The sequence below is a fragment of the Roseomonas sp. OT10 genome, assembly GCF_020991085.1.
GTDB lineage: Bacteria > Pseudomonadota > Alphaproteobacteria > Acetobacterales > Acetobacteraceae > Roseomonas > Roseomonas cutis.
Map to the genome: position 1 here is coordinate 4,986,005 of NZ_CP087719.1, position 19,088 is coordinate 5,005,092.

A 19,088-nucleotide genomic window follows, 5' to 3' on the forward strand; every position below is an offset into this window, starting at 1 on the left:
GGAGAAGCCGGGCGGAACCGCCCGCGTGGGGCATCGCGTGAGCGGCGATCGCGTCTGGGTCCTGGCCGATCCCCGCGCCGGCACCGCCGCCCAGCCGCTGGGGCTTGCGGAGCGGCTGGGCGTGCCCTTCCGGACCGTGCCGCTGGAATGGGGGCCGCTCGCCCGGCTGCCCTGGCCCGTGCCGACGCTCGCGGGGCTGACGCGCGAGGCCCGGGCCCGCGTCGCGGGCCAGCCGGCGCCCGCGCTGGTGCTCTCGGCCGGGCGGCGCTCCGCCCCGGTGGCGAGATGGCTGCGGGCGCGGGGCGCCCGGACGGTGCACATGATGCGACCGGGCTTCGGGGCGCGCGACTTCGACCTGCTGCTGGTCGGCCGCCACGACGCGCCCGCCCCGGCGCCGAACCTGCTGCCCGTGCTGGGCGCGCTGCACCGCCTCTCGCCGGAGCGGCTGGTGGCGGCGCGGGCGGAATGGGGGGCGCTGGCGGCGCTGCCCCGGCCGCGCGTGGCGCTGCTGCTGGGCGGGCCGGTGCGGGGGGAGGGGATGGACCCTGGCCTCGCCGCCGGGCTGGTGCCGCAACTGCTGGCCCGCTTCCCCGGCGCGGGGGTGATGGCCACCGCCAGCCGCCGCACCGGGGCCGAGGCCACCGCCGCCCTGGCCGCCGCGCTGGCGCCGCTGCCGCACCGGCTGTTCCGCTGGGGCGATGCGGGGCCGAACCCCTATGCCGGCTTCCTGGCCTGGGCGGATGCGGTGGTGGTCACGGGGGACAGCGTCTCCATGCTCTCGGAGGCCGGGGCGACCGGGGCGCCGGTTCTGGTCGCGACCCGCGAGGAGGGGCGCCACCGCCGGCTGGCCGAGAGCCTGGTCGCGGCGGGCGTCGCCGGGATGCTGGACGGGGGCGCCACCCCCGCCCCGCACGCGCCGCTGGACGAGACGGGCCGGGTCGCGGCGCTGCTGCGCGAGCGGGGCTGGGTGCCGGACTGATCCGCCTGGGCCGGCCCATCCGAGTTGGCCCGCCGGGACCGGTTCATCCGGGTCGATCCAGCCGGGTCGATCCAGCCGGGCCGATCCCTTCCGGGGGCCGCGCCGCCTGTCATACTCGCGCCGGGACGGCCGCACGGCCGCATCCCAGGAGGAGACACCCATGCGCCTTCCCGCCCGTCGCATCCGCCTCTGCGCCGGCCTGGCCGCCGCCTTCGCCGCCGGGCTGCTCGCCCCGCATCTGCTGCCCCCGGCCGGGGCGCAGCCGGCCGGCGCCGCGCCCACGCCGCGCATCGTCAACCTGCTCAGCATGACGGACGAGGAGATCGGGCCGCTGGTCAACAACACCGACCTGCGCTCCCGCCTGCTGGTGGCGACGCCCGAGGGCACGGTGGCGGTGCAGAGCGGCAACGTGTTCAAGCACTTCCACAAGGATGCGGACGAGATCCAGCTCATCCTCGACGGCGCCGGCAGCTTCTGGCTGGACGACCGGGAGGTGCAGATCAAGCCGGGCGACCTGATCGTCATCCCGCGCGGCACGCACCATGCCGGCTCGCGCGCCACCACCGGGCGCTTCCGGACGCTGGCCATCAAGCTGCCGCCGCAGCGGCCGGACGACACCCACCCGGTGCCATGAACCGAGGGCCCTGGCCCGCGGCGGCCGCGCCTTTGGCAAATCCCCCGGCGGGTGCATAACCGGCCCCGACCGCTGCCAACCCGCCGGAGGGACCGATGCCGCTCGACCACACCGCGAAAGGGGTCTACCCGATCGCCCCCACGCCGTTCCACGCGGATGGGCGCATCGATTTCGACTCCATCGACCGCATGACGGATTTCTACCGCGAGGTCGGCAGCACGGGCATGACCGTGCTGGGCGTGATGGGCGAGGCGCCGAAGCTGGACGGGGCGGAGGCGCTGGAGATCGCGCGGCGCTTCATCCGCCGCGCCGGCGACCTGCCGGTGATCGTGGGCGTCTCCGCCCCCGGCTTCGCGGCGATGCGGGCGCTGGCCACGGCCTCGATGGAGGCCGGCGCCGCGGGGGTGATGATCGCCCCGCCGAACACGCTGCGCACCGACGACCAGATCGCGGGCTACTACCGCCAGGCGGTCGAGGCGATCGGCGAGGACATCCCCTGGGTGATCCAGGACTACCCGCTGAACTTCTCCGTCGTCATGACGCCCGGCGTCATCAAGCGCATCGTCACCGAGAACCCCTCGTGCGTCATGCTCAAGCACGAGGACTGGCCGGGGCTGGAGAAGATCTCCACCCTGCGCGGCTGGCAGGCGGACGGGTCGCTGCGCCCGATCTCCATCCTCTGCGGCAATGGCGGGCTGTTCCTCGACTTCGAGGTGGAGCGGGGCGCGGACGGCGCCATGACCGGCTATGCCTTCCCCGACATGCTGGTGGAGGTCGTCCGCCTCCAGGCCGAGGGGAAGCGCGACGCGGCGCACGACCTGTTCGACGCCCACCTGCCGCTGCTGCGCTACGAGCAGCAGCCGGGCGTGGGGCTCGCCATCCGCAAGTACGTGATGGCCAAGCGCGGCATCATCGCCTCCGACGCCCAGCGCAAGCCGGCGGCGGGGATGTCCGCCAAGGCGAAGACGGAGGTGGAGTACCTGCTCCGCCGCCTCGCCCGTTTCGACCGCCGGGCGGAGAAGCTCGCGGCCTGAACAGCCCCCGGGGAGGGCGCCGCGCCTTCCCCGCCGCGGCGGGTGCCTTCCGGAATCGTTCATGGCAGGGTGGTGCCGGAATCAGAACGGGAGGAACCCCATGCACCGTCGCACCCTGCTGGCCGGCGGCGCGCTCATGCCGGCGGCCGCCCTGCTGCCTCGCCGCGCGGGGGCGCAGGAGGCCTGGCCGGCACGCAACCTGACGATCATCGTCCCCTTCGCCCCGGGTTCCTCCTCCGACATCGTGGCCCGCGCCATGGCGGTGCCGATGCAGCAGGCACTGGGCAAGGCGGTGGTGGCGGAGAACCGGCCCGGCGCGACGGGCGAGCTCGGCACGCGCTTCGTCGCTCGCAGCGCCCCGGACGGCTACACCCTGATCCACGCGCCGATCAGCGTCTGGGCGATCAACGCCGCGCTGCGGCCGAACCTGGGCTACGACCCGGTGACGCAACTGACCCCCATCACCCAGACGGTCCGCACGCCCAACGTGCTGGTGGCCCACCCGCAGCAGGTGCCGGCGAACGACCTGGCCGGGCTGGTGGAATGGCTGAAGCAGAACGCCGGCAAGGTGTCCTATTCCACCAGCGGCATCGGCTCCTCCGACCATCTCACCATGGAGATGTTCAAGCAGCGCACCGGCACCGACATCGCCCATGTCCCCTATGCCGGCGGCGCCCCCGCGACCACCGACCTGATCGCCGGCAACGTGCAGCTCTCCTTCCAGAACCTCGGCTCCATCGCGCCGCAGATCCGCGACGGGCGGGTGAAGCCCATCCTCATCACCTCGGAGGAGCGCAGCCCCCTGCTGCCGCAGGTGCCGACCGCCGGCGAGGCGGGGCTGCGCGACTTCGTGGTCTATTCCTGGCAGGGCTTCGGCGGGCCGGCGGGCCTTCCCGCCCCGGTGCTGGAGCGGTTGAGCCGCGAGGCGGTGGCGGCCATGCGCACGCCGGAGACGATGCGCCGCATGGCAGAGATCGGCTTCGAGGTGGTGGCCAGCACCCCGGCCGAGTTCGCCGCCTTCCAGAAGCAGGAGATCGCGCGCTGGAAGGAGGTCGTGCAGTCCGGGAGGATCGCCGCCGAGTGACGCGCGGCGCCGGGGCCGGCAGGGTGCCCCGCGGGCCTCCCCCCCCCGCGCGGGGGCCTGGCGCCGCGCTGCCGGGGCGGCGGATGAGGGCACCAGCTACTTGGTGCTGCCGGGCGCCAGGGTTTCGCCGGAGCGCACGTCGTTCAGCATCGGCCCGGGCCGCTTTGTCGAGGCCGCACGGGTCGAACGGCCAGCAATTTCCGCGAGGCCCGGGAGGCCGTCTCCAGATTCCAGGACAAGCCCCTGACCAATGACACGACCGGGTTGGAGGCTGTCGTGCCTCGCAGCACCCTCGACAAGATGCCCATACCGACGTTGGGATGACCTGACCGATTGTGCTGTGGTGTTCGGGCGAGGGACCGGAAGGGGACGCCGGCCTGCGGCATCGACGCCGTGCGTCGATCCCCGTCCCAGACCCTCCCCTGCCGGGGCCACAAGCGGGCCCCGGTCCCCGCTGGGAGTCTGGTGCTTCCGGTAGGCTTCAGCCTCCGGGCTGAAGCCAAGGAGCGCGCGGACAGGCGGGACTCCAGAATAGCTTTGAAGGCGTCAGCGAATGCTGCGGCCGGTCCCGCCGAGGAGCCATGCTCCTCGGCGCCTCGACCCCGTGTCAGGCTGTCCCGCGGCAGCGCTGATCGGGTCCAGGGCCCGCAGGGTTCTGGCGGAGTGGGGGTACGGGGGCGAGGCAGCGCCTTGCCCCCGGGCCACGGGCGCACCCCGCGCCGGCATGGACCAGGCCATCCCGCCGTCCGTATCAGTCGCAAGGCGGTGGGGAAATCGGGAAGCCCCGCGGCCCACTCTCTGGCCGTGGCCAATGCCGACCAGTTGTTCGAGCGGGCGATCCTCGGCTGGGGCAAGCCGGACCGTGAAGGCGCCCCCAACATCGACGCCCTGTACCGCTTCCTTGCGCTGGTGGTGACGCCGGATCGCCGTGCCATGCGGGCGAAACTGACGGTCCAGGAGATCGTGGACGGCACCACGCCGAACGGGCTCCATATGGTGGAGGCGGTGGAGTTCAACGACGCCAAACCTGCTGACCCATGGGTCCGGGAAGCGGCTCGGGACGATGCCTTGGGCATCGGGAAAGAAAGTCCCCTGCGGGGGGAGTGGGCGGCCGAGATTGCCGGGTCCGAAGACCAGGCCCTAAAACCAGCCCTCTATGGTTTCCGGCTCACGGAGCCCGTGAACCGCGCCGCAGGGGTCATACCCAATCTAGCGGGTGATGGGCGGCATCTCAATGCTGGCGATGACGACATCCGCCATAGCGTCGAGCCGCACACCGTTGATGCGATCCGAGCGGTCATCGAAGCGGCCTGCTGGCCAGGGCATGCCCCCGGAAGGGAGACCTGGGCACGTCTCGAACTGAATCATACTGGCCGCGCGTCACACCATCGAGAACCACGACGACGAGAAGACCGAACGGTCGCGTGGTCAGATCGCCGTGACGGATGCTGACCTGAAATCCTGCCAGCCGTGGTTCAGCAGCCGGACCGCATCTTTTTCCGGGACGAAAGACCGGTTCGGCAAAGATCGGGTGGGGTTCGTGAAGCGCATGCCAGATGGCTCGGTCCTCTCCCTGGAGGAAATCCCCGCGAAGCGGAGGGAGCTGGCGACCGTTTCGGTGAGGAAGTATCCCGCCACGATGAATGTGGACAGCGTGGTGTCCACCCTCGATCCCAACGCCCAGGGCGATGGCGTGAATGGTCTTGTTATAGTGACGCCACCTGCTGCCAACAAGGCTGGCGCGGAAAGCGACGGCGCCCAGGTCATGCCCGCCGAAGCAGGTGGTTTCCTGCGGCCAGGGTGCCTGGAGACCAAGCAGAGACTGGGACCGGCAAGGAAGGCAACGCCGCCACGGACCAGGATGTAACGGGAGAACCGGAAGATCGCAATTCCGTCCCGCCTCGTGATGGCGAACGCTTCGGCAGCACCCGCGAGGCGCTGCTCGACGGTCCCCTCGGCCGCCCGGCGGGCATCCTGCTGGAGGGCGGCCGGATCGTGCTTCACCCGCCGGGCGACCTGGCGCGGCTCTACCGCCGCGCGCGGCTGGGCGATGGCGTGCTGGGCGGCCTGTATCGCCAGGCAGCGGCCCGGCTGGGGGCTGCGCGCGGCCGGCGACCCCAACAGCCCGATCACCCCGCAGGAATTCGGCGCCTGTCGGATCGAGAACCACGCGCGCCGCGCGCTGGGCAAGGCCAGGGAATCGGGCGAGGACTCCGGCCGCCTGGCCCAGGTGGGCAAGTTCGTGGCCGATATCGAGCAGGCCCAGCGCGCCGGCTATGTGCCGCTAGCCGCCAGGGCGACGACGCGGTCACGGTGCGCCGGCCGGTCGCCAATCTGCGCTTCCTGGGCGTAGGAAGGGGCAGGGCGCCGACCCGGCCCCGCTTCCGACTCGCCAGCCACGGACGGCCCGCATGACCGACGAACTGCTCTATCGCGTCGAGGGCGACCTCGCCTTCGTCACCTTCAACCGGCCGCAGGCGCGCAACGCGCTGACCTTCGCCATGTATGACCGGCTGGCCGAGATCTGTTCCGAGATCGGGGCCGAGGTCAGGCGCTCCGGCAGCATCCGCGCCATGATCCTGACCGGCGCGGGGGAGAAGGCCTTCGCCGCCGGGACGGACATCTCGCAGTTCCGCGCCTTCAAGACGGAGGCCGACCCCATCGCCTATGAGCAGCGGATCGACCGCGTGCTGGGCGCGCTGGAGGCCTGTCCGGTGCCGACCGTCGCCGCGCTGAACGGTGCCACCACCGGCGGCGGGGCGGGGATCGCGCTGTGCTGCGACCTGCGCGTCGCCGAGCCCGGGACGCGCATCGGCTTCCCCGTGGCGCGCACGCTGGGGAACACGCTGTCCGTTTCCAACATCACGCGGCTGGTGTCGCTGATCGGCCCGGCGCGGACCAAGGAGATGATCTTCACCGCCCGCCTGCTGGGCGCGGAGGAGGCGAAGTCGGTCGGGCTGGTGTCGGAGGTGGTGGCCGATGCCGCGGGCCTGATGCCGCGGGCGCTGGAGCTTGCCCGCCTCGTCGCCTCGCACGCGCCGCTGACGCTGCGCGCGACGAAGGAGGCGGTGCGGCGGGTGAAGGAGCGGATGGCGCCCGAGGAGACGCGCGACATCCTGCTCTCCTGCTACATGAGCGAGGATTTCCGCGAGGGGATGGACGCCTTCCTGGGCAAGCGCCCGCCCGTGTGGAAGGGGCGCTAGCCCCGCCCGCCGACAGGACCGCCCCATGCCCCGCGACCCCGTTCCCGGCGCCTCGCCCGCCTCCCTGCTGCAACCCGTCTCCGCCGGCGTGCTGGCCGGCGTCGTCGGCTTCGCCTCCTCCTTCACCATCGTCCTCGCCGGCCTCGCGGCGGTGGGGGCCAGCCCGGCGCAGGCGGCGTCGGGGCTGCTGGCGCTGTGCGTCGTCAAAGGGCTGCTCGGCATCGGGCTGGGCTGGTGGACGCGGATGCCGATCTCCATCGCCTGGTCCACGCCCGGCGCGGCGCTGCTGGTCGCGACCGGCGTGCCGGCCGGGGGCTTTCCCGCCGCCGTGGGGGCCTTCCTGCTGGCCTCGGCGCTGGTGGTGGCGGCGGGGCTGTGGCGCCCCTTCGGCCGGGCGGTGGCGGCCATCCCGATGAGCCTCGCCGCCGCCATGCTGGCGGGGGTGCTGCTGGAGCTGTGCTTCGCCCCCGTGCGGGCGGTGGGGGCCATGCCGGCGCTGGCCCTGCCGGTGGTGCTGGTCTGGGCGCTGGCCGGACGCTTCGCGCCGCGCTTCGCCGTGCCGCTGGCGGTGCTGGTCACGGCCGTCCTCGTCGTGCTGGCGACGCCGATCCCGGCAGGGGCGCTGCACGATGTGTGGCCGCAGCCGGTGTTCGTGCCGCCCGTCTTCACCGCCGGGGCGGCGATCGGCATCGCCCTGCCGCTGTTCCTGGTGACGATGGCCTCGCAGAACCTGCCCGGCCTCGCCGTGCTGCGGGCCAATGGCTACAGCCCGGCCATCGCGCCGATCTTCGTTTCGACCGGGGTGGCGAGCGGGATCATCGGGCTGTTCGGCGGGCATCTGGTGAACCTGGCCGCCATCACGGCCGCGCTGTGCGCGGGACCGGAGGCGCATCCGGACCCGGCAAGGCGCTGGGTGGCGAGTGCCTCGGCGGGGGCGGCCTATGTCGTGCTGGGGCTGTTCGCGAGCTTCGCGGCGGCCTTCATCGCGGCGTCGCCGCCGCTGCTGATCCAGGCGGTGGCGGGGCTGGCGCTGCTGTCCAGCCTGGGCGGCGCGCTGGCCGCCGCGTTGGCCGACACGCGCGACCGGCTGCCGGCGGTGGTGTGCTTCGCGGTGTCGGCCTCGGGGGTGGCGTTCGGAGGGATCGGGGCGGCGTTCTGGGGGTTGGTGGCCGGCGGGGTGCTGATGGGGTTGGAGCGGGTGGGGCGGGGGTAGCGGGAGGGCTGGAGTGGGTCGAACCCGGCCCACACCCCCGCCGCTAGCCCCGCTCCAACCGCCGCCCCGCAACGGCCGCGCCCGACGGTCGCCTTCATCACCCCCGCTGACACGAGCCCAGCGCGCCCCGGCGTGACCGACTGCCGCGGCGGCGGCGCGATGGTTCAGCGACGGGCTGGATTTGATATCCCGATGGGATATACAATGACGGCATGCCAACCCGCACCACCCTGTTCCTGTCCAACCGGTCCCAGGCCGTGCGCCTGCCGAAGGGCGTCGCCTTCGAAGCCGGCGTGCGCGAGGTGGTCATCCTGCGCGACGGGGTCCGCCGCGTGATCGCCCCGGCCGACGCGGCGTGGGACGACTTCTTCGCCGCCCCCGGTGTCGATCTCGGGGAACGGCAACAGCCGCCGATGCAGGACCGCGAGGCCCTGTGACGCCGCGCTACCTGCTCGACACCAACCTGTGCATCCGCGTGCTGCGCGACCGGCCGGCGGGCCTGCGGGAGCGCTTCAATGCCGAGGCCGAGGCGCTCTGCACCTCCGAGGTGGTGCGCTACGAGCTGCTGTACGGCGCGGAGCGCTCGGCCCGGCCGGCGGAGGTGCGGCGGGAGGTGGAGCGCTTTGCCGCCCGGCTGGCCGTGCTGCCGTTCGACGACGCGGCCGCCGCCCACACGGCGCAGATCCGCGCGGAGCTGGAGCGCCAGGGCGCGGTGATCGGCCCCTATGACCTCATGATCGCCGGGCAGGCGCGCAGCCGTGGGCTGGTGGTCGTGACCGGCAACCTGGGCGAGTTCGGCCGGGTGGCGGGGCTGCGTTGCGAGGATTGGCTGGCGGGATCGTGACGGCTCGGGCCGGGTAGGGGGAGGGGCGGATCACACCCCCCGGCTGCCCCACCAACCCCCGCAGCACCCCGGCCTGCACGCGAACCTACTGCCGACGCCCACAGGCACGCCTCCACCCCGACCCCTGCCAGCACCCCGCCCATCCTGGGTGCGGCCAACGTCCCCAGCATCAGCCCCGACGCCGCCAGTGCTCGCGCCACCATCTCGGTGCCGCAGAGCCCCAGCGTCACTCCCACCGCCACGGCGCCCAGCTCCAACCGCCCGCGCTCCGCCCGCACCGGCAGCAGGGCCGCCCCGGCGGCAGCGGCGCAACGCCGGGGGACGCCCGGCCGACGACAGCGCCGGGCCAGCCCTCTACCGTTCCCATCAGGACAGGACGGCCCGGCATGGGGCGGGAGGGTGTCTTGGCGCCACCGGAAGCGATGCAGGCCCCCGGGCCGGCTCATGGGGGAGGGGCGGCCGCCTGATGCCGCGCCGCCACGCCGTCGGATCCCGGAGGCGGGCGCCCCGATTGGCCCCCCGATTGGCCCCCCCGCCGCACCGGGGCCGGCGACCCTTCGCAGCCCGCGGCCGCCTTCCTATCTCCTGTTGCCGAGGGGCCGGTGGCCAGCCCATGCCCCGGACCATGGCTTTCCCCTGCCGGAGGACCGTCGTGACCATTGCCAGGGACCGCCAGCACGAGGCCGGGGCGTGAACCGGGAGGCCTATCCGGGGACGGCGGATCAGGTCGTCAGCTTCAGCCAACTGCGCGACGACCGGCTCTGGGCGGTGGTGGCCGCGGTCGGCCGGCGCTCGCGGATCGCGAACATCTACCCCAGCCGCGCGGCGGCCGACGCGGATCGCGACTGGCGGGAGCAGCAGGTCCGCGCCTATGCCGGCTTCCTGCGCAGCGCCCGCATGCCCGTGCCGAACTACAGCGTGTCCCCCATCCGCCGCTCCGACCTGCCGCGCGGCTGGCGGCCCCTGCCGGCCCTGGGCTTCCTGCGGGGACAGTTCGTCTGACCGGCCGCTAGGCGCCGCCGCCGGGCGGCAGGTGTCACGACGCCTTCACGCGGCTGTCATCAGACCGCAGGCAAATCCGCGTAGCACCGCCGCCATGCTCACGATCGATCATGTGACCCGAAGCTACGGCGGCCGGCGGGCCGTGGACGGGCTGTCGCTGCGCATCGAACAGGGGTCCTTCGTCGGCGTGATCGGCCGTTCCGGCGCCGGCAAGTCCACGCTGCTGCGGATGCTCAACCGGCTGGTCGATCCCAGCGAGGGGCGCATCGCGTGGAACGGCACGGAGGTCACGTCGCTGCGCGGCCGGGCGCTGCGCGACTGGCGCGCGCGCTGCGCCATGGTGTTCCAGCAGTTCAACCTCTGCGGCCGGCTCGACGTGCTGACCAACGTGCTGGTGGGGCGGCTGAACCGGGTGCCGGCGCACCGCGCCCTGCTGCAGCTGTGGTCGGAGGCGGACATCGCCATGGCGCTCGCCGCGCTGGAGCGGTTCGACATGGCCGGGCTGGCCGCCCAGCGGGCCGACAGCCTCTCCGGCGGGCAGCAGCAGCGCGTGGCGATCGCCCGCGCCCTGGTGCAGGAGCCGGAGATCATCCTGGCGGACGAGCCGATCGCCTCGCTCGACCCGCGCAACACCAAGCTGGTGATGGATGCGCTGGCCCGGATCAATCGCGAGGACGGGATCACCGTCCTGTGCAACCTGCATTCGCTCGACATCGCGCGCAGCTACTGCGACCGGCTGATCGGCCTCGCCGACGGGCGGCTGGTCTTCGACGGGCCGCCCGCCGCGCTGGACGATGCCACGGTGCGCGCCCTCTACGGCTTCGAGACGGCCGAGGTGGCGGAGCCCATCCCCGTGCCTGCCCATGTCGCGGCGATGGTCTCCTCCGCCCTGACCGCCGCCGCGCGGCCCTGAATTCCGGCGGGCCGCGCCGCGGCCGCCCCTCCCCCGAGAGAGTGAACGACCCATGATGCTGCAACGCCGCCTGCTGCTCGGCGCCACCGCCGGCGCCCTGGCCATGCCCGCCCTGGCCGTGCCGACCCCGGCGCGGGCGCAAGCCGGCTGGGCCAGCCGCTACCCCGAGCTGGTCTTCGCCATCATCCCCTCCGAGAACGCCTCCGGCGTGATCGAGCGCTGGACGCCCTTCACCGACTACCTGTCGAGGAAGCTCGGCACCAAGGTCACGCTGCGCATCGCCAACGACTACGCCGCGGTGATCGAGGGCCAGCGCGCCGGCAACATCCACATCGCCTCCTACGGCCCGCCTTCCTTCGCCCGGGCGCTGATGACCGGCGCGCGGATCGAGGCCTTCGCCATCGAGACGAACCTCGACGGCACCAAGGGCTACTACTCCGTCTTCTACGTGAAGAAGGACTCGCCCTATCAGAAGGTCGAGGACCTGAAGGGCAGGAACCTGGGCCTGGTCGACCCGAACTCCACCTCCGGCAACAACGTGCCGCGCTTCGCCCTGAACAAGATGGGGATCACGCCGGAGGAGTTCTTCGGCCGGGTCGTCTACACCGGCAGCCACGAGAACGCGGTCATCGCGCTGCAGCAGGGCACGGTCGACATGGCCGCCAACTGGTGGAACGACGAGCAGGAGTCGAACCTGCTGCGCATGGCGCGCAAGAACATGGTGAAGGCGGACGACTTCCGCATCATCTTCAAGTCCGACCAGATCGTGAACTCGCCGATGGCCTACCTGACCTCGCTGCCGGAGGATCTGCGCAACGCGATCCGCACCGCCACGCTGGCCATGCCGAAGGAGGACCCGGCCGGCTTCACGAAGATCTACGAGGGCAAGCAGGGCCCCTGGGTCGCGGTCGACAACGCCGCGTACCAGCCGATCATCGAGCTGAACCGCTTCGTCGACAACCTGCGCCGCCGCGCCTGACCACCGCGCCCCGGCCTGCCGCCCCGGCGCCGCCGGCCGGGGCGGCAGGCAGAATCCCTGAACGAGCATGACGGCCACCCCGAACACCCTGCCCGGCGCGCGGCTCGACGAGCTCCTGGGCGGCTATCGCGCCGCCCAGCGCGGCCCGCGCCGGCGCGCCCTGCTGACCGCGCTGGTCATCGCGGCGCTCGCCCTGCTCAGCGCCCGCGTGGCGGAGGTGGACCTGTTCCGCCTGGGCGAGCACATCGGCCAGTTCTTCGGCTATTTCGACCGCCTCACCCAGTCCGAGACCTCGCCCGGCCTGCGCGTCTGGGAGGCACCGGGCGAGTGGCTCTGGGGCTGGCGCAAGTGGCTCGTCCTGCTGGGCGACACGTTGCTGATCGCCTATCTCGGCACGGTCGCCGGGGCGGTCGGCGGCGGGCTGCTGAGCTTCGCCGCGGCGCGCAACCTGGTGGCCGACCCCTGGCTGCGCGGGGCGGTGCGCCGCTTCCTGGAATTCTGCCGCACCGTCCCTGACATCGTCTTCGCGCTGATCTTCGTGATGGCCTTCGGGCTGGGCCCGGTGTCGGGGGTGCTGGCCATCGCCATCCACTCCATGGGCGCCTTGGGCAAGCTGTTCTCCGAGGTGGTGGAGAACATCGACGGTCGGACGGTCGAGGGCGCCCGGGCCGCCGGGGCCTCCTGGCCCGCCATCGTCCGCTTCGCCGCCCTGCCACAGGTGCTGCCGAACTTCGCCAGCTACGCGATGCTGCGCTTCGAGATCAACGTGCGGCAGGCTTCGGTGCTGGGCTTCGTCGGCGCCGGCGGCATCGGCCAGGACCTGATCGAGGCGATCCGCAAATTCTACTACAACGACGTGGCGGCGCTGCTGCTGCTGATCATCCTGACCGTGTCGCTGATCGACCTGCTGACCGAATGGATGCGGCACCGGCTGATCGGCACGCTGGAGGGCGCGCGATGAGCCTCGCCACGCCCCGGCGGATGCCACGCCCGCTGCACGACGCCGCGCTGGCCGACCTGGCCGGGCTGCGCGCGCGGCATCCCGCGCCCTTCCGCCTGCTCTCGCCGGCGCGGCTGCGTGGCATGGCGCTGCTGGCCGCGGCCATCGGCCTCTTCGCCTTCGGCCTGTGGCGGCTGGACTTCTCGCCGGCGCGGATCGTGGGCGGGCTGGACCAGCTGCTGCGCTTCCTGGGGCTGATGATCCCGCCCGAGCCGGGGAGCTGGTCGCGCTTCCTGCTGATCCTGCGCCTGATGGCCGAGACGCTGGCCATCGCCTTCCTCGGCACGCTGGGCGCGGCCCTGGTCGCCTTCCCGCTGGGCTTCCTCGCGGCGCGCAACACCTCCCTGGGGCGGGTGGTGCATTTCCTCTCCCGGCGGGGGCTGGACTGCATCCGCGGGGTCGACGCACTGATCTGGGCGCTGATCTGGGTCAGCGTGGTCGGGCTCGGCCCCTTCGCCGGCGTGCTGGCGATCATGACCAGCGACATCGGCACCTTCGGCAAGCTGTTCTCCGAGGCGATCGAGGCGGCGGACCGCCGGCCGGTCGAGGGCGTCGCCTCCGCCGGCGGCGGCCGGCTGCACGGCATCCGCTTCGGCGTGCTGCCCGCCGTCCTGCCGGTGATGGCGGGGCACGTGCTCTATCTGTTCGAATCCAACACCCGCTCCTCGACCATCATCGGCATCGTCGGGGCGGGCGGGATCGGACTGATGTTGTCGGAGATGATCCGCACCCTGGAATGGGGCGTGGTCGCCTTCATCGTGCTGCTGATCCTGCTGGTGGTGGCGCTGATCGACACCGTCTCCAGCCGCCTGCGCGCCGCCCTGGCGGGGGGCGTCGGCCGGCGGGAGGGCTAGCCGGGGCCCGTGCCGCGAGGGCCGCGACCGCCGCCGCCAGACCTGCCATGATCCCCGGCAAGGGAGCAGGGGGGAACGCCATGCTGACAGCCGACCTGGCCGGCCGCAGGGTTCTGGTGACCGGCGGGGCCTCGGGCATCGGCCTCGCGACGGTCGAGCTTCTCGCGAGCTGCGGCGCGCGGGTCGCGCTGAACCACCTGGCAGCCGATCCGCGGGGCGAGGCCGAATGCGCCCGCCTGCGCCGGCAGGGGCTCGACGTCATCGCCGCCCCGGGCGACGTCGCGGACCCGGCCGGCTCCGCAGCCCTGGTGCAGGGGGCGCTGGACCGCCTCGGCGGCCTCGACATCCTCGTGAACAATGCCGGTATGCCGGGGGCGCCCCGGCCGATCGCCTTCGCCGACCTGGACGCGATGACCGAGGAGTTCTGGCAGTCGTTGCTCTCGACCAACCTGCTCGGCCCCTTCCGCTGCGCGCGCGCGGCGGCGCCGGCGCTGCGGGCCAGCCGGGGAGCGATCGTGAACACCGCGTCCGTCGCGGGCCTCGGGCTGCGCGGCAGCAGCATCGCCTATTCGGCGAGCAAGGCCGGGCTGATCAACCTGACCCGCAGCCTGGCCCGCGCCCTGGCGCCGGAGGTGCGAGTGAACGCCGTCGCGCCCGGCCTGATCGAGACGCCGTGGACAGCCTCCTGGCCGGAAGACCGTAAGGCCGGGACCGTGGATCGCACGCTGCTCCATCGCCTCGGCCGCGCCGGGGAGATCGCACAGGGCATCCTCTTCCTGGCGGTGGGCGCAACCTACATGACCGGCGAGACCATCGTCCTGGATGGCGGCGCCGCCTGATCCGCGTGGCGTCATGCGTTGACGTCTGCCGGTGCGGGGTGCGCCCGTGGCCCGGGGGCAAGGCTCCGCCTCGCCCCCGATACCCCCACTCCGCCAGGACCCTGCGGGCCCTGGACCCATTTGGCGCTGCCGCGGGACAGCCTGATACGGGGTCGAGGCGCCGAGGAGCCATGCTCCTCGGCGGGACCGGCCGCAGCACTCGCTGACGCCTTCAAAGCTATTCTGGAGTTCCGCCTGTCCGCGCCCCGTCAGGGTTCAGCCCACGGCAGACGGCAGCCACGAAGCGCCAAACTCCCAGCGGGGTCCGGGGCCCGCTTGTGGCCCCGGCAGGGGAGGGTCTGGGAGGGGACGGCGTCCTCTCCCGGTCCGACGCCGGGCCGCCGGGCGCGACATCCCGCGGTCCGCCTGGTACGGGCGCGTCGGCCCGAGGCGTCCATCGCGCTGGTGGCCCGGCTTCGGACCCTGGTGGAGGGGGCTCAGGCCGCCCGGCCCACGGCTGCTTCTGCTGCGATGCGGTGCAACTCCTGCACCAGCCGCGCGACGCCGTCTTCGACGCGGCCATCGTTCAGCACCGTGACGAGGTCGAGCCCCGGCGGCAGCGGCACCTGCCGCGCGAGGCGCCTGGCCACGGATGCCGCATCCTCCCGCCCGCGCGCCAGGAGGCGGGCGGCCAGGGCCTCGGTGGGGGCGGTGACCTCGATCACGCGCAGCGGGTAGCGGGCGTCGGCCTCCGGCAGGATGTGGCGGGACAGGTTGGCCAGCACCACCCGGCCCTCGGTCAGGGCGCCCTCCAGCGGAGCGCGCGGGATGCCGTAGAGCAGCCCGTGCGCCTCCCACCACAGGGCGAAGCCGCCGGCCTCGCGCTCGCGGGCGAAGTCCTCCACGGAGACGGGGCGATGATCCTCGCCCGCGGGGTCGGGGCCGCGGGTGATGGCGCGGCGGATCGCCACGAAGCGCGGATCGTCGCGCAGCGCCGCGCGGGCCGCCGTCAGCAGCGTGTCCTTGCCGGCGCCGGAGGGACCGACCACCGCCACCAGGGCGCCACGCAGGGTCATGCCGCCTTCGCCAGCGGCAGCACCTCGAACAGCCGGTCGGCGACGCGGTCGCGTACCTCCGCATCGTGGAAGATGCCGATCAGCGCGGCGCCGCGCGCCTTGGCCTCGTCGATCAGCCCGATGACCACGGCGCGGTTGGCGGCGTCCAGGCTGGCGGTGGGCTCGTCCAGCAGCAGCAGCGGGAAGGGCGCGATGAAGCCGCGCGCCAGGTTCACGCGCTGCTGCTCGCCGCCCGAGAAGGTGGCGGGCGGCAGCGCGTGCAGGTGTTCCGGCAGGTTCAGCCGGCGCAGCAGGGCGGCGGCGCGCGCCCGCGCCTCCTCCCGCGCCACGCCGCGGGCCAGCAGCGGCTCCGCCGCCACGTCGAGCGCGGAGACGCGCGGGATCACCCGCAGGAACTGGCTGACATAGCCGATGGTGTCGCGGCGCAGCGCCACCACGGCGCGCGGCGGGGCGGCGGCGAGGTCCACCACCGCGCCATCCGGCCGGCGCACCAGGATGGAACCGGCATCGGCCCCGTAATTGCCTTGCAGCAGCCGCATCAGCGTGGACTTGCCCGCCCCGGAGGGGCCGGACAGCGCCACGCATTCCCCGGGCGAGACGGTCAGCCCGACATCGCGCAGCACGGGGATGGTCGCCCCGCGCAGATGCAGGGTGAAGCCCTTGGCCAGCCCTTCGGCCTTGAGGATCCAGTCGTTGTCGGAAGGACTCATGCCGCCAGCACCGAGGAGACGAGGAGTTGCGTGTAGGGGTGGCGCGGATCGTCCAGCACCCGGTCGGTGAGGCCCTCCTCCACCACCTGGCCGTGGCGCATCACCACGATGCGGTGCGCCAGCAGCCGCGCCACGGCGATGTCGTGCGTGACCAGCAGCACGGCGAGGCCCAGCTCGCCCACCAGCGCACGGATCAGGTCGAGGAGGCGCGCCTGGACGGAGACGTCGAGCCCGCCGGTCGGTTCGTCCATGAAGACCAGGCGCGGCCGCGTCACCAGGGCGCGGGCGATCTGGAGGCGCTGGCGCATGCCGCCGGAGAACAGCCGCGGCGCGTCGTCCAGCCGGGCGCGGTCGATCTCCACCCGCTCCAGCCACTGCGCCGCCTCCTCGCGGATGCGGCCGTAATGGCGGGCGCCCTGGCCCATCAGCCGCTCGCCGACATTGCCGCCGGCCGAGACGCCCATGCGCAGCCCCTCGCGCGGGTCCTGGCGCACGAAGCCCCATTCGGTGCGGGCCAGCCGCCGCAGCGCCGGCTCGCCGATGCCGTGCACGTCGAGCGTCCCGCCGGCCGGGTCGCGGTAGAGCACCGTGCCGGAATCCGGCCGGCCCTCGCCCGAGAGCACGCGCAGCAGGCTGGACTTGCCGGAGCCGGATTCGCCCACGATGGCCAGGACCTCGCCGGGCCAGAGGTCGAGCGCCGCGCCGTCCAGCGCCCGCACCGCGCCGTAGCGCAGGTGCAGGTCGCGGGCGGAAAGGATGGGGTCTTCGCTCATTCCGCTGCCTCCGGAAGCGCCTGCTGCCGCTGGCCGCAGTAATCCGTGTCGGAGCAGACGAAGATCCGCCCGCCCTTGTCGTCCGTCACCACCTCGTCGAGGTAGCTGGTCCGCGAGCCGCACAGCTCGCAGGTCCCGTCGGCGCGCAGCGGCACGAAGGGATGGTCGTCGAAATCCAGGCTGGCCACCGCCGTGTAGGGCGGCACGGCGTAGAGCCTCCGCTCGCGCCCCGCGCCGAACAGCATCAGCGCGGGCGAGCGGTGCAGCTTGGGATTGTCGAAGCCGGGGATGGGCGAGGGCGACATCAGGTAGCGCCCGTTCACCATCACCGGATGGTCGTAGGAGGAGCCGACCCGCCCGTGCCGCGTGATGTCCTCGTAGAGCTTCACCTGCATCAGCCCGTACTCCGCCAGGGCGTGCAGGCGGCGCGTCTCCGCGCGGCGCGGCTCCAGCCGGTAGAGCGGCTCGGGCTGCGGCACCTGGTAGACCATCACCTGCCCCTCGCGCAGCGGCGTCTCGGGGATGCGGTGGCGGGTCTGGATCACCGTGGCCTCCTCCGTGCGCTCGGTGGTGCGCAACCCCGGCGCGACGCGGGCGAAGAAGCGGCGGATGGAGACGGCGTTGGTCGTGTCGTCCGCGCCCTGGTCGATCACCTTCAGCGTGTCGTCCGGGCCGATGACGCTCGCCGTCACCTGGATGCCGCCGGTGCCCCAGCCATAGGGCAGCGGCATCTCGCGCGAGCCGAAGGGCACCTGGAAGCCCGGCACCGCCACGGCCTTGAGCAGCGCGCGGCGGATCATCCGCTTCGTGCCCTCGTCCAGATAGGCGAAGTTGTAGCCGGAGGTCGGCGTGTCGTTCATCGCGGCGTCGCTCATTCCGCGGCCTCCCGGAAGGATTCGTCGGGCGTCGCTTCCGCCGCCGCGCGCATGGCGCGCACGCTCTCCAGCTCGCTCTGGAAATCGACGTAGTGTGGCAGCTTCAGGTGTTCGAGGAAGCCGGTCGCCTCGACATTGTCGGAATGCGACAGGACGAACTCCTCGTCCTGCGCCGGGCCCAGCACCTCCTCGCCCAGCTCGCCCGCGCGCAGGGCGCGGTCCACGATTGCCATGGCCATGGCCCGCCGCTCGGTGCGGCCGAAGACCAGGCCGTAGCCGCGGGTGAATTGCGGCTTCTCGCTGCGCGAGCCGGCGAACTGGTTCACCATCTGGCATTCCGTCACGACCAGATCGCCCAGCTCCACCGCGAAGCCCAGCTCCGGCGGGGTGAACTCCACCGTCACCGCGCCCTGCCGCACCTCGCCGACGAAGGGGTGGTTGCCGCCATAGCCGCGCTGGGTGGAATAGGCGAGGCCGAGCAGGAAGCCCTCGTCGCCGCGCGCCAGGTTCTGCAGCCGCAGCGCCCGCCCGGCGGGGAAGGCGAGCGGCACGCGCGTCAGGTCGCCCGGCTCCGCGTCGGAGGACGCCTCCGCCTGCATCAGCCCCTCGGCCGCCAGCAGTGCGTTGACCCGGGCGCACGGCGCGTCCTCGCCCGGCTCGGCCTGCGGGGCCGGCGACGGGGCGTTGCCCTCTCCGGCCAGGGCCGGGTCCAGCAGGCGGTGGGTGTAGTCGAAGGTCGGCCCCAGCACCTGCCCGCCCGGCAGGTCCTTGTAGGTGGCCGACACCCGCCGCTGCACCCGCATCGCCGCCGTGTCGAGCGGCGCGCTGGCACCGAAGCGCGGCAGGGTGGTGCGATAGGCGCGCAGCAGGAAGACCGCCTCGATCAGGTCGCCGCGCGCCTGCTTGATCGCCAGCGCGGCGAGGTCCCGGTCGTGGCAGGAGCCCTCGGCCATCACCCGGTCCACCGCCAGGGTGAGCTGGCCTGCGATCTGCTCCGTGCCCAGCTCCGGCACGGCGGGATCGCCGCGGCGCTCCTCGGCCAGCCAGGCATGGGCGTTGTCGATGGCGCGCTCGCCACCCTTCACCGCGACGTACAT

21 protein-coding genes are annotated in these 19,088 nt (G+C 73.2%); 15 read left to right on the top strand and 6 right to left on the bottom strand.

Annotated features, from left to right (window positions below; genetic code table 11):
- The first annotated feature begins 37 nt into the window (after positions 1-37).
- The 5 genes from LPC08_RS22700 to LPC08_RS22720 all read left to right on the top strand — a co-directional run bounded on the left by LPC08_RS22700 (position 38) and on the right by LPC08_RS22720 (position 5,183).
- Complete coding sequence (locus LPC08_RS22700; protein ID WP_230450491.1) at positions 38-979, top strand: mitochondrial fission ELM1 family protein; 942 nt, start codon at positions 38-40, stop codon at positions 977-979.
- A gap of 160 nt (positions 980-1,139) precedes the next feature.
- A complete protein-coding gene (locus tag LPC08_RS22705) occupies positions 1,140-1,613 on the top strand; it encodes a cupin domain-containing protein (protein WP_230450492.1) in 474 nt (157 codons plus the stop codon).
- Between the two features lie 95 nt (positions 1,614-1,708).
- Positions 1,709-2,647 carry a dihydrodipicolinate synthase family protein gene (locus LPC08_RS22710; RefSeq protein ID WP_230450493.1) on the top strand — a complete coding sequence of 313 codons (939 nt, stop codon included), beginning with the start codon at positions 1,709-1,711 and terminating at the stop codon, positions 2,645-2,647.
- A gap of 100 nt (positions 2,648-2,747) precedes the next feature.
- Entirely contained in the window at positions 2,748-3,731 is a 984-nt protein-coding gene (locus tag LPC08_RS22715; protein WP_230450494.1) for a Bug family tripartite tricarboxylate transporter substrate binding protein, read from the top strand.
- Between the two features lie 804 nt (positions 3,732-4,535).
- Positions 4,536-5,183: a hypothetical protein gene (locus LPC08_RS22720; RefSeq protein WP_230450495.1), complete on the top strand. Its 648-nt coding sequence runs from the start codon at positions 4,536-4,538 to the stop codon at positions 5,181-5,183.
- Here LPC08_RS22720 and LPC08_RS22725 read toward each other — a convergent pair.
- Positions 5,160-5,969, bottom strand: a complete 810-nt coding sequence (locus tag LPC08_RS22725) for a hypothetical protein (protein ID WP_230450496.1) — start codon at positions 5,967-5,969, stop codon at positions 5,160-5,162. The two genes, LPC08_RS22720 and LPC08_RS22725, sit on opposite strands and share 24 nt — an antisense overlap.
- 173 nt (positions 5,970-6,142) lie before the next feature.
- Between LPC08_RS22725 and LPC08_RS22730 the strand changes: the two genes are divergently transcribed.
- From LPC08_RS22730 to LPC08_RS22775, 10 genes are all read left to right on the top strand, one after another.
- Entirely contained in the window at positions 6,143-6,934 is a 792-nt protein-coding gene (locus tag LPC08_RS22730; RefSeq protein WP_230450497.1) for an enoyl-CoA hydratase/isomerase family protein, read from the top strand.
- 25 nt (positions 6,935-6,959) lie between these two features.
- The gene (locus LPC08_RS22735) at positions 6,960-8,147 is read left to right on the top strand and encodes a benzoate/H(+) symporter BenE family transporter (RefSeq protein WP_230450498.1); all 1,188 of its coding nucleotides are present in this window, start codon (positions 6,960-6,962) and stop codon (positions 8,145-8,147) included.
- Between the two features lie 212 nt (positions 8,148-8,359).
- Complete coding sequence (gene vapB, locus LPC08_RS22740) at positions 8,360-8,584, top strand: type II toxin-antitoxin system VapB family antitoxin (RefSeq protein WP_230450499.1); 225 nt, start codon at positions 8,360-8,362, stop codon at positions 8,582-8,584.
- Positions 8,581-8,991, top strand: a complete 411-nt coding sequence (gene vapC, locus LPC08_RS22745) for a type II toxin-antitoxin system tRNA(fMet)-specific endonuclease VapC (protein WP_230450500.1) — start codon at positions 8,581-8,583, stop codon at positions 8,989-8,991. The genes vapB and vapC overlap by 4 nt, the downstream gene beginning before the upstream one ends.
- A 690-nt stretch (positions 8,992-9,681) precedes the next feature.
- Positions 9,682-9,993: a hypothetical protein gene (locus tag LPC08_RS22750; protein WP_230450501.1), complete on the top strand. Its 312-nt coding sequence runs from the start codon at positions 9,682-9,684 to the stop codon at positions 9,991-9,993.
- 94 nt (positions 9,994-10,087) lie between these two features.
- Positions 10,088-10,906: a phosphonate ABC transporter ATP-binding protein gene (gene phnC, locus LPC08_RS22755; RefSeq protein ID WP_230450502.1), complete on the top strand. Its 819-nt coding sequence runs from the start codon at positions 10,088-10,090 to the stop codon at positions 10,904-10,906.
- Between the two features lie 52 nt (positions 10,907-10,958).
- Positions 10,959-11,885, top strand: coding sequence for a phosphonate ABC transporter substrate-binding protein (gene phnD / locus LPC08_RS22760; RefSeq protein ID WP_230450503.1), 927 nt, complete (start codon positions 10,959-10,961; stop codon positions 11,883-11,885).
- A gap of 67 nt (positions 11,886-11,952) precedes the next feature.
- Positions 11,953-12,846 (top strand): phosphonate ABC transporter, permease protein PhnE, encoded by an 894-nt coding sequence (gene phnE / locus LPC08_RS22765; RefSeq protein ID WP_230450504.1) that lies wholly within the window; start codon positions 11,953-11,955, stop codon positions 12,844-12,846.
- On the top strand, positions 12,843-13,739 hold the full coding sequence (phnE, locus tag LPC08_RS22770; protein WP_230450505.1) for a phosphonate ABC transporter, permease protein PhnE: 897 nt from the start codon (positions 12,843-12,845) through the stop codon (positions 13,737-13,739). The genes phnE (LPC08_RS22765) and phnE (LPC08_RS22770) overlap by 4 nt, the downstream gene beginning before the upstream one ends.
- Before the next feature lie 80 nt (positions 13,740-13,819).
- Positions 13,820-14,578 carry an SDR family NAD(P)-dependent oxidoreductase gene (locus tag LPC08_RS22775; RefSeq protein ID WP_230450506.1) on the top strand — a complete coding sequence of 253 codons (759 nt, stop codon included), beginning with the start codon at positions 13,820-13,822 and terminating at the stop codon, positions 14,576-14,578.
- Between the two features lie 476 nt (positions 14,579-15,054).
- On the opposite strand, the gene phnN is transcribed toward LPC08_RS22775, so the two are convergent.
- The 5 genes from phnN to LPC08_RS22800 are packed head-to-tail and all read right to left on the bottom strand — an operon-like array spanning position 15,055 to position 19,088.
- Positions 15,055-15,633 (bottom strand): phosphonate metabolism protein/1,5-bisphosphokinase (PRPP-forming) PhnN, encoded by a 579-nt coding sequence (gene phnN / locus LPC08_RS22780; protein ID WP_230450507.1) that lies wholly within the window; start codon positions 15,631-15,633, stop codon positions 15,055-15,057.
- Positions 15,630-16,343 carry a phosphonate C-P lyase system protein PhnL gene (phnL, locus tag LPC08_RS22785; RefSeq protein ID WP_230450508.1) on the bottom strand — a complete coding sequence of 238 codons (714 nt, stop codon included), beginning with the start codon at positions 16,341-16,343 and terminating at the stop codon, positions 15,630-15,632. The genes phnN and phnL overlap by 4 nt, the downstream gene beginning before the upstream one ends.
- Positions 16,340-17,116 carry a phosphonate C-P lyase system protein PhnK gene (gene phnK / locus LPC08_RS22790; RefSeq protein WP_230450509.1) on the bottom strand — a complete coding sequence of 259 codons (777 nt, stop codon included), beginning with the start codon at positions 17,114-17,116 and terminating at the stop codon, positions 16,340-16,342. The genes phnL and phnK overlap by 4 nt, the downstream gene beginning before the upstream one ends.
- The gene (locus LPC08_RS22795) at positions 17,113-17,991 is read right to left on the bottom strand and encodes an alpha-D-ribose 1-methylphosphonate 5-phosphate C-P-lyase PhnJ (RefSeq protein ID WP_304622044.1); all 879 of its coding nucleotides are present in this window, start codon (positions 17,989-17,991) and stop codon (positions 17,113-17,115) included. The genes phnK and LPC08_RS22795 overlap by 4 nt, the downstream gene beginning before the upstream one ends.
- Positions 17,988-19,088 (bottom strand): carbon-phosphorus lyase complex subunit, encoded by a 1,101-nt coding sequence (locus LPC08_RS22800; RefSeq protein WP_230450510.1) that lies wholly within the window; start codon positions 19,086-19,088, stop codon positions 17,988-17,990. The genes LPC08_RS22795 and LPC08_RS22800 overlap by 4 nt, the downstream gene beginning before the upstream one ends.

Coding starts and splice junctions, on each gene's coding strand:
- LPC08_RS22705 (WP_230450492.1), top strand. CDS start 1,140: ATGCGCCTTCCCGCCCGTCGCATCCGCCTCTGCGCCGGCCTGGCCGCC.
- LPC08_RS22710 (WP_230450493.1), top strand. CDS start 1,709: ATGCCGCTCGACCACACCGCGAAAGGGGTCTACCCGATCGCCCCCACG.
- LPC08_RS22715 (WP_230450494.1), top strand. CDS start 2,748: ATGCACCGTCGCACCCTGCTGGCCGGCGGCGCGCTCATGCCGGCGGCC.
- LPC08_RS22730 (WP_230450497.1), top strand. CDS start 6,143: ATGACCGACGAACTGCTCTATCGCGTCGAGGGCGACCTCGCCTTCGTC.
- LPC08_RS22735 (WP_230450498.1), top strand. CDS start 6,960: ATGCCCCGCGACCCCGTTCCCGGCGCCTCGCCCGCCTCCCTGCTGCAA.
- vapB (WP_230450499.1), top strand. CDS start 8,360: ATGCCAACCCGCACCACCCTGTTCCTGTCCAACCGGTCCCAGGCCGTG.
- phnC (WP_230450502.1), top strand. CDS start 10,088: ATGCTCACGATCGATCATGTGACCCGAAGCTACGGCGGCCGGCGGGCC.
- phnD (WP_230450503.1), top strand. CDS start 10,959: ATGATGCTGCAACGCCGCCTGCTGCTCGGCGCCACCGCCGGCGCCCTG.
- phnE (WP_230450504.1), top strand. CDS start 11,953: ATGACGGCCACCCCGAACACCCTGCCCGGCGCGCGGCTCGACGAGCTC.
- phnE (WP_230450505.1), top strand. CDS start 12,843: ATGAGCCTCGCCACGCCCCGGCGGATGCCACGCCCGCTGCACGACGCC.
- LPC08_RS22775 (WP_230450506.1), top strand. CDS start 13,820: ATGCTGACAGCCGACCTGGCCGGCCGCAGGGTTCTGGTGACCGGCGGG.
- phnN (WP_230450507.1), bottom strand. CDS start 15,633: ATGACCCTGCGTGGCGCCCTGGTGGCGGTGGTCGGTCCCTCCGGCGCC.
- phnL (WP_230450508.1), bottom strand. CDS start 16,343: ATGAGTCCTTCCGACAACGACTGGATCCTCAAGGCCGAAGGGCTGGCC.
- phnK (WP_230450509.1), bottom strand. CDS start 17,116: ATGAGCGAAGACCCCATCCTTTCCGCCCGCGACCTGCACCTGCGCTAC.
- LPC08_RS22795 (WP_304622044.1), bottom strand. CDS start 17,991: ATGAGCGACGCCGCGATGAACGACACGCCGACCTCCGGCTACAACTTC.
- LPC08_RS22800 (WP_230450510.1), bottom strand. CDS start 19,088: ATGTACGTCGCGGTGAAGGGTGGCGAGCGCGCCATCGACAACGCCCAT.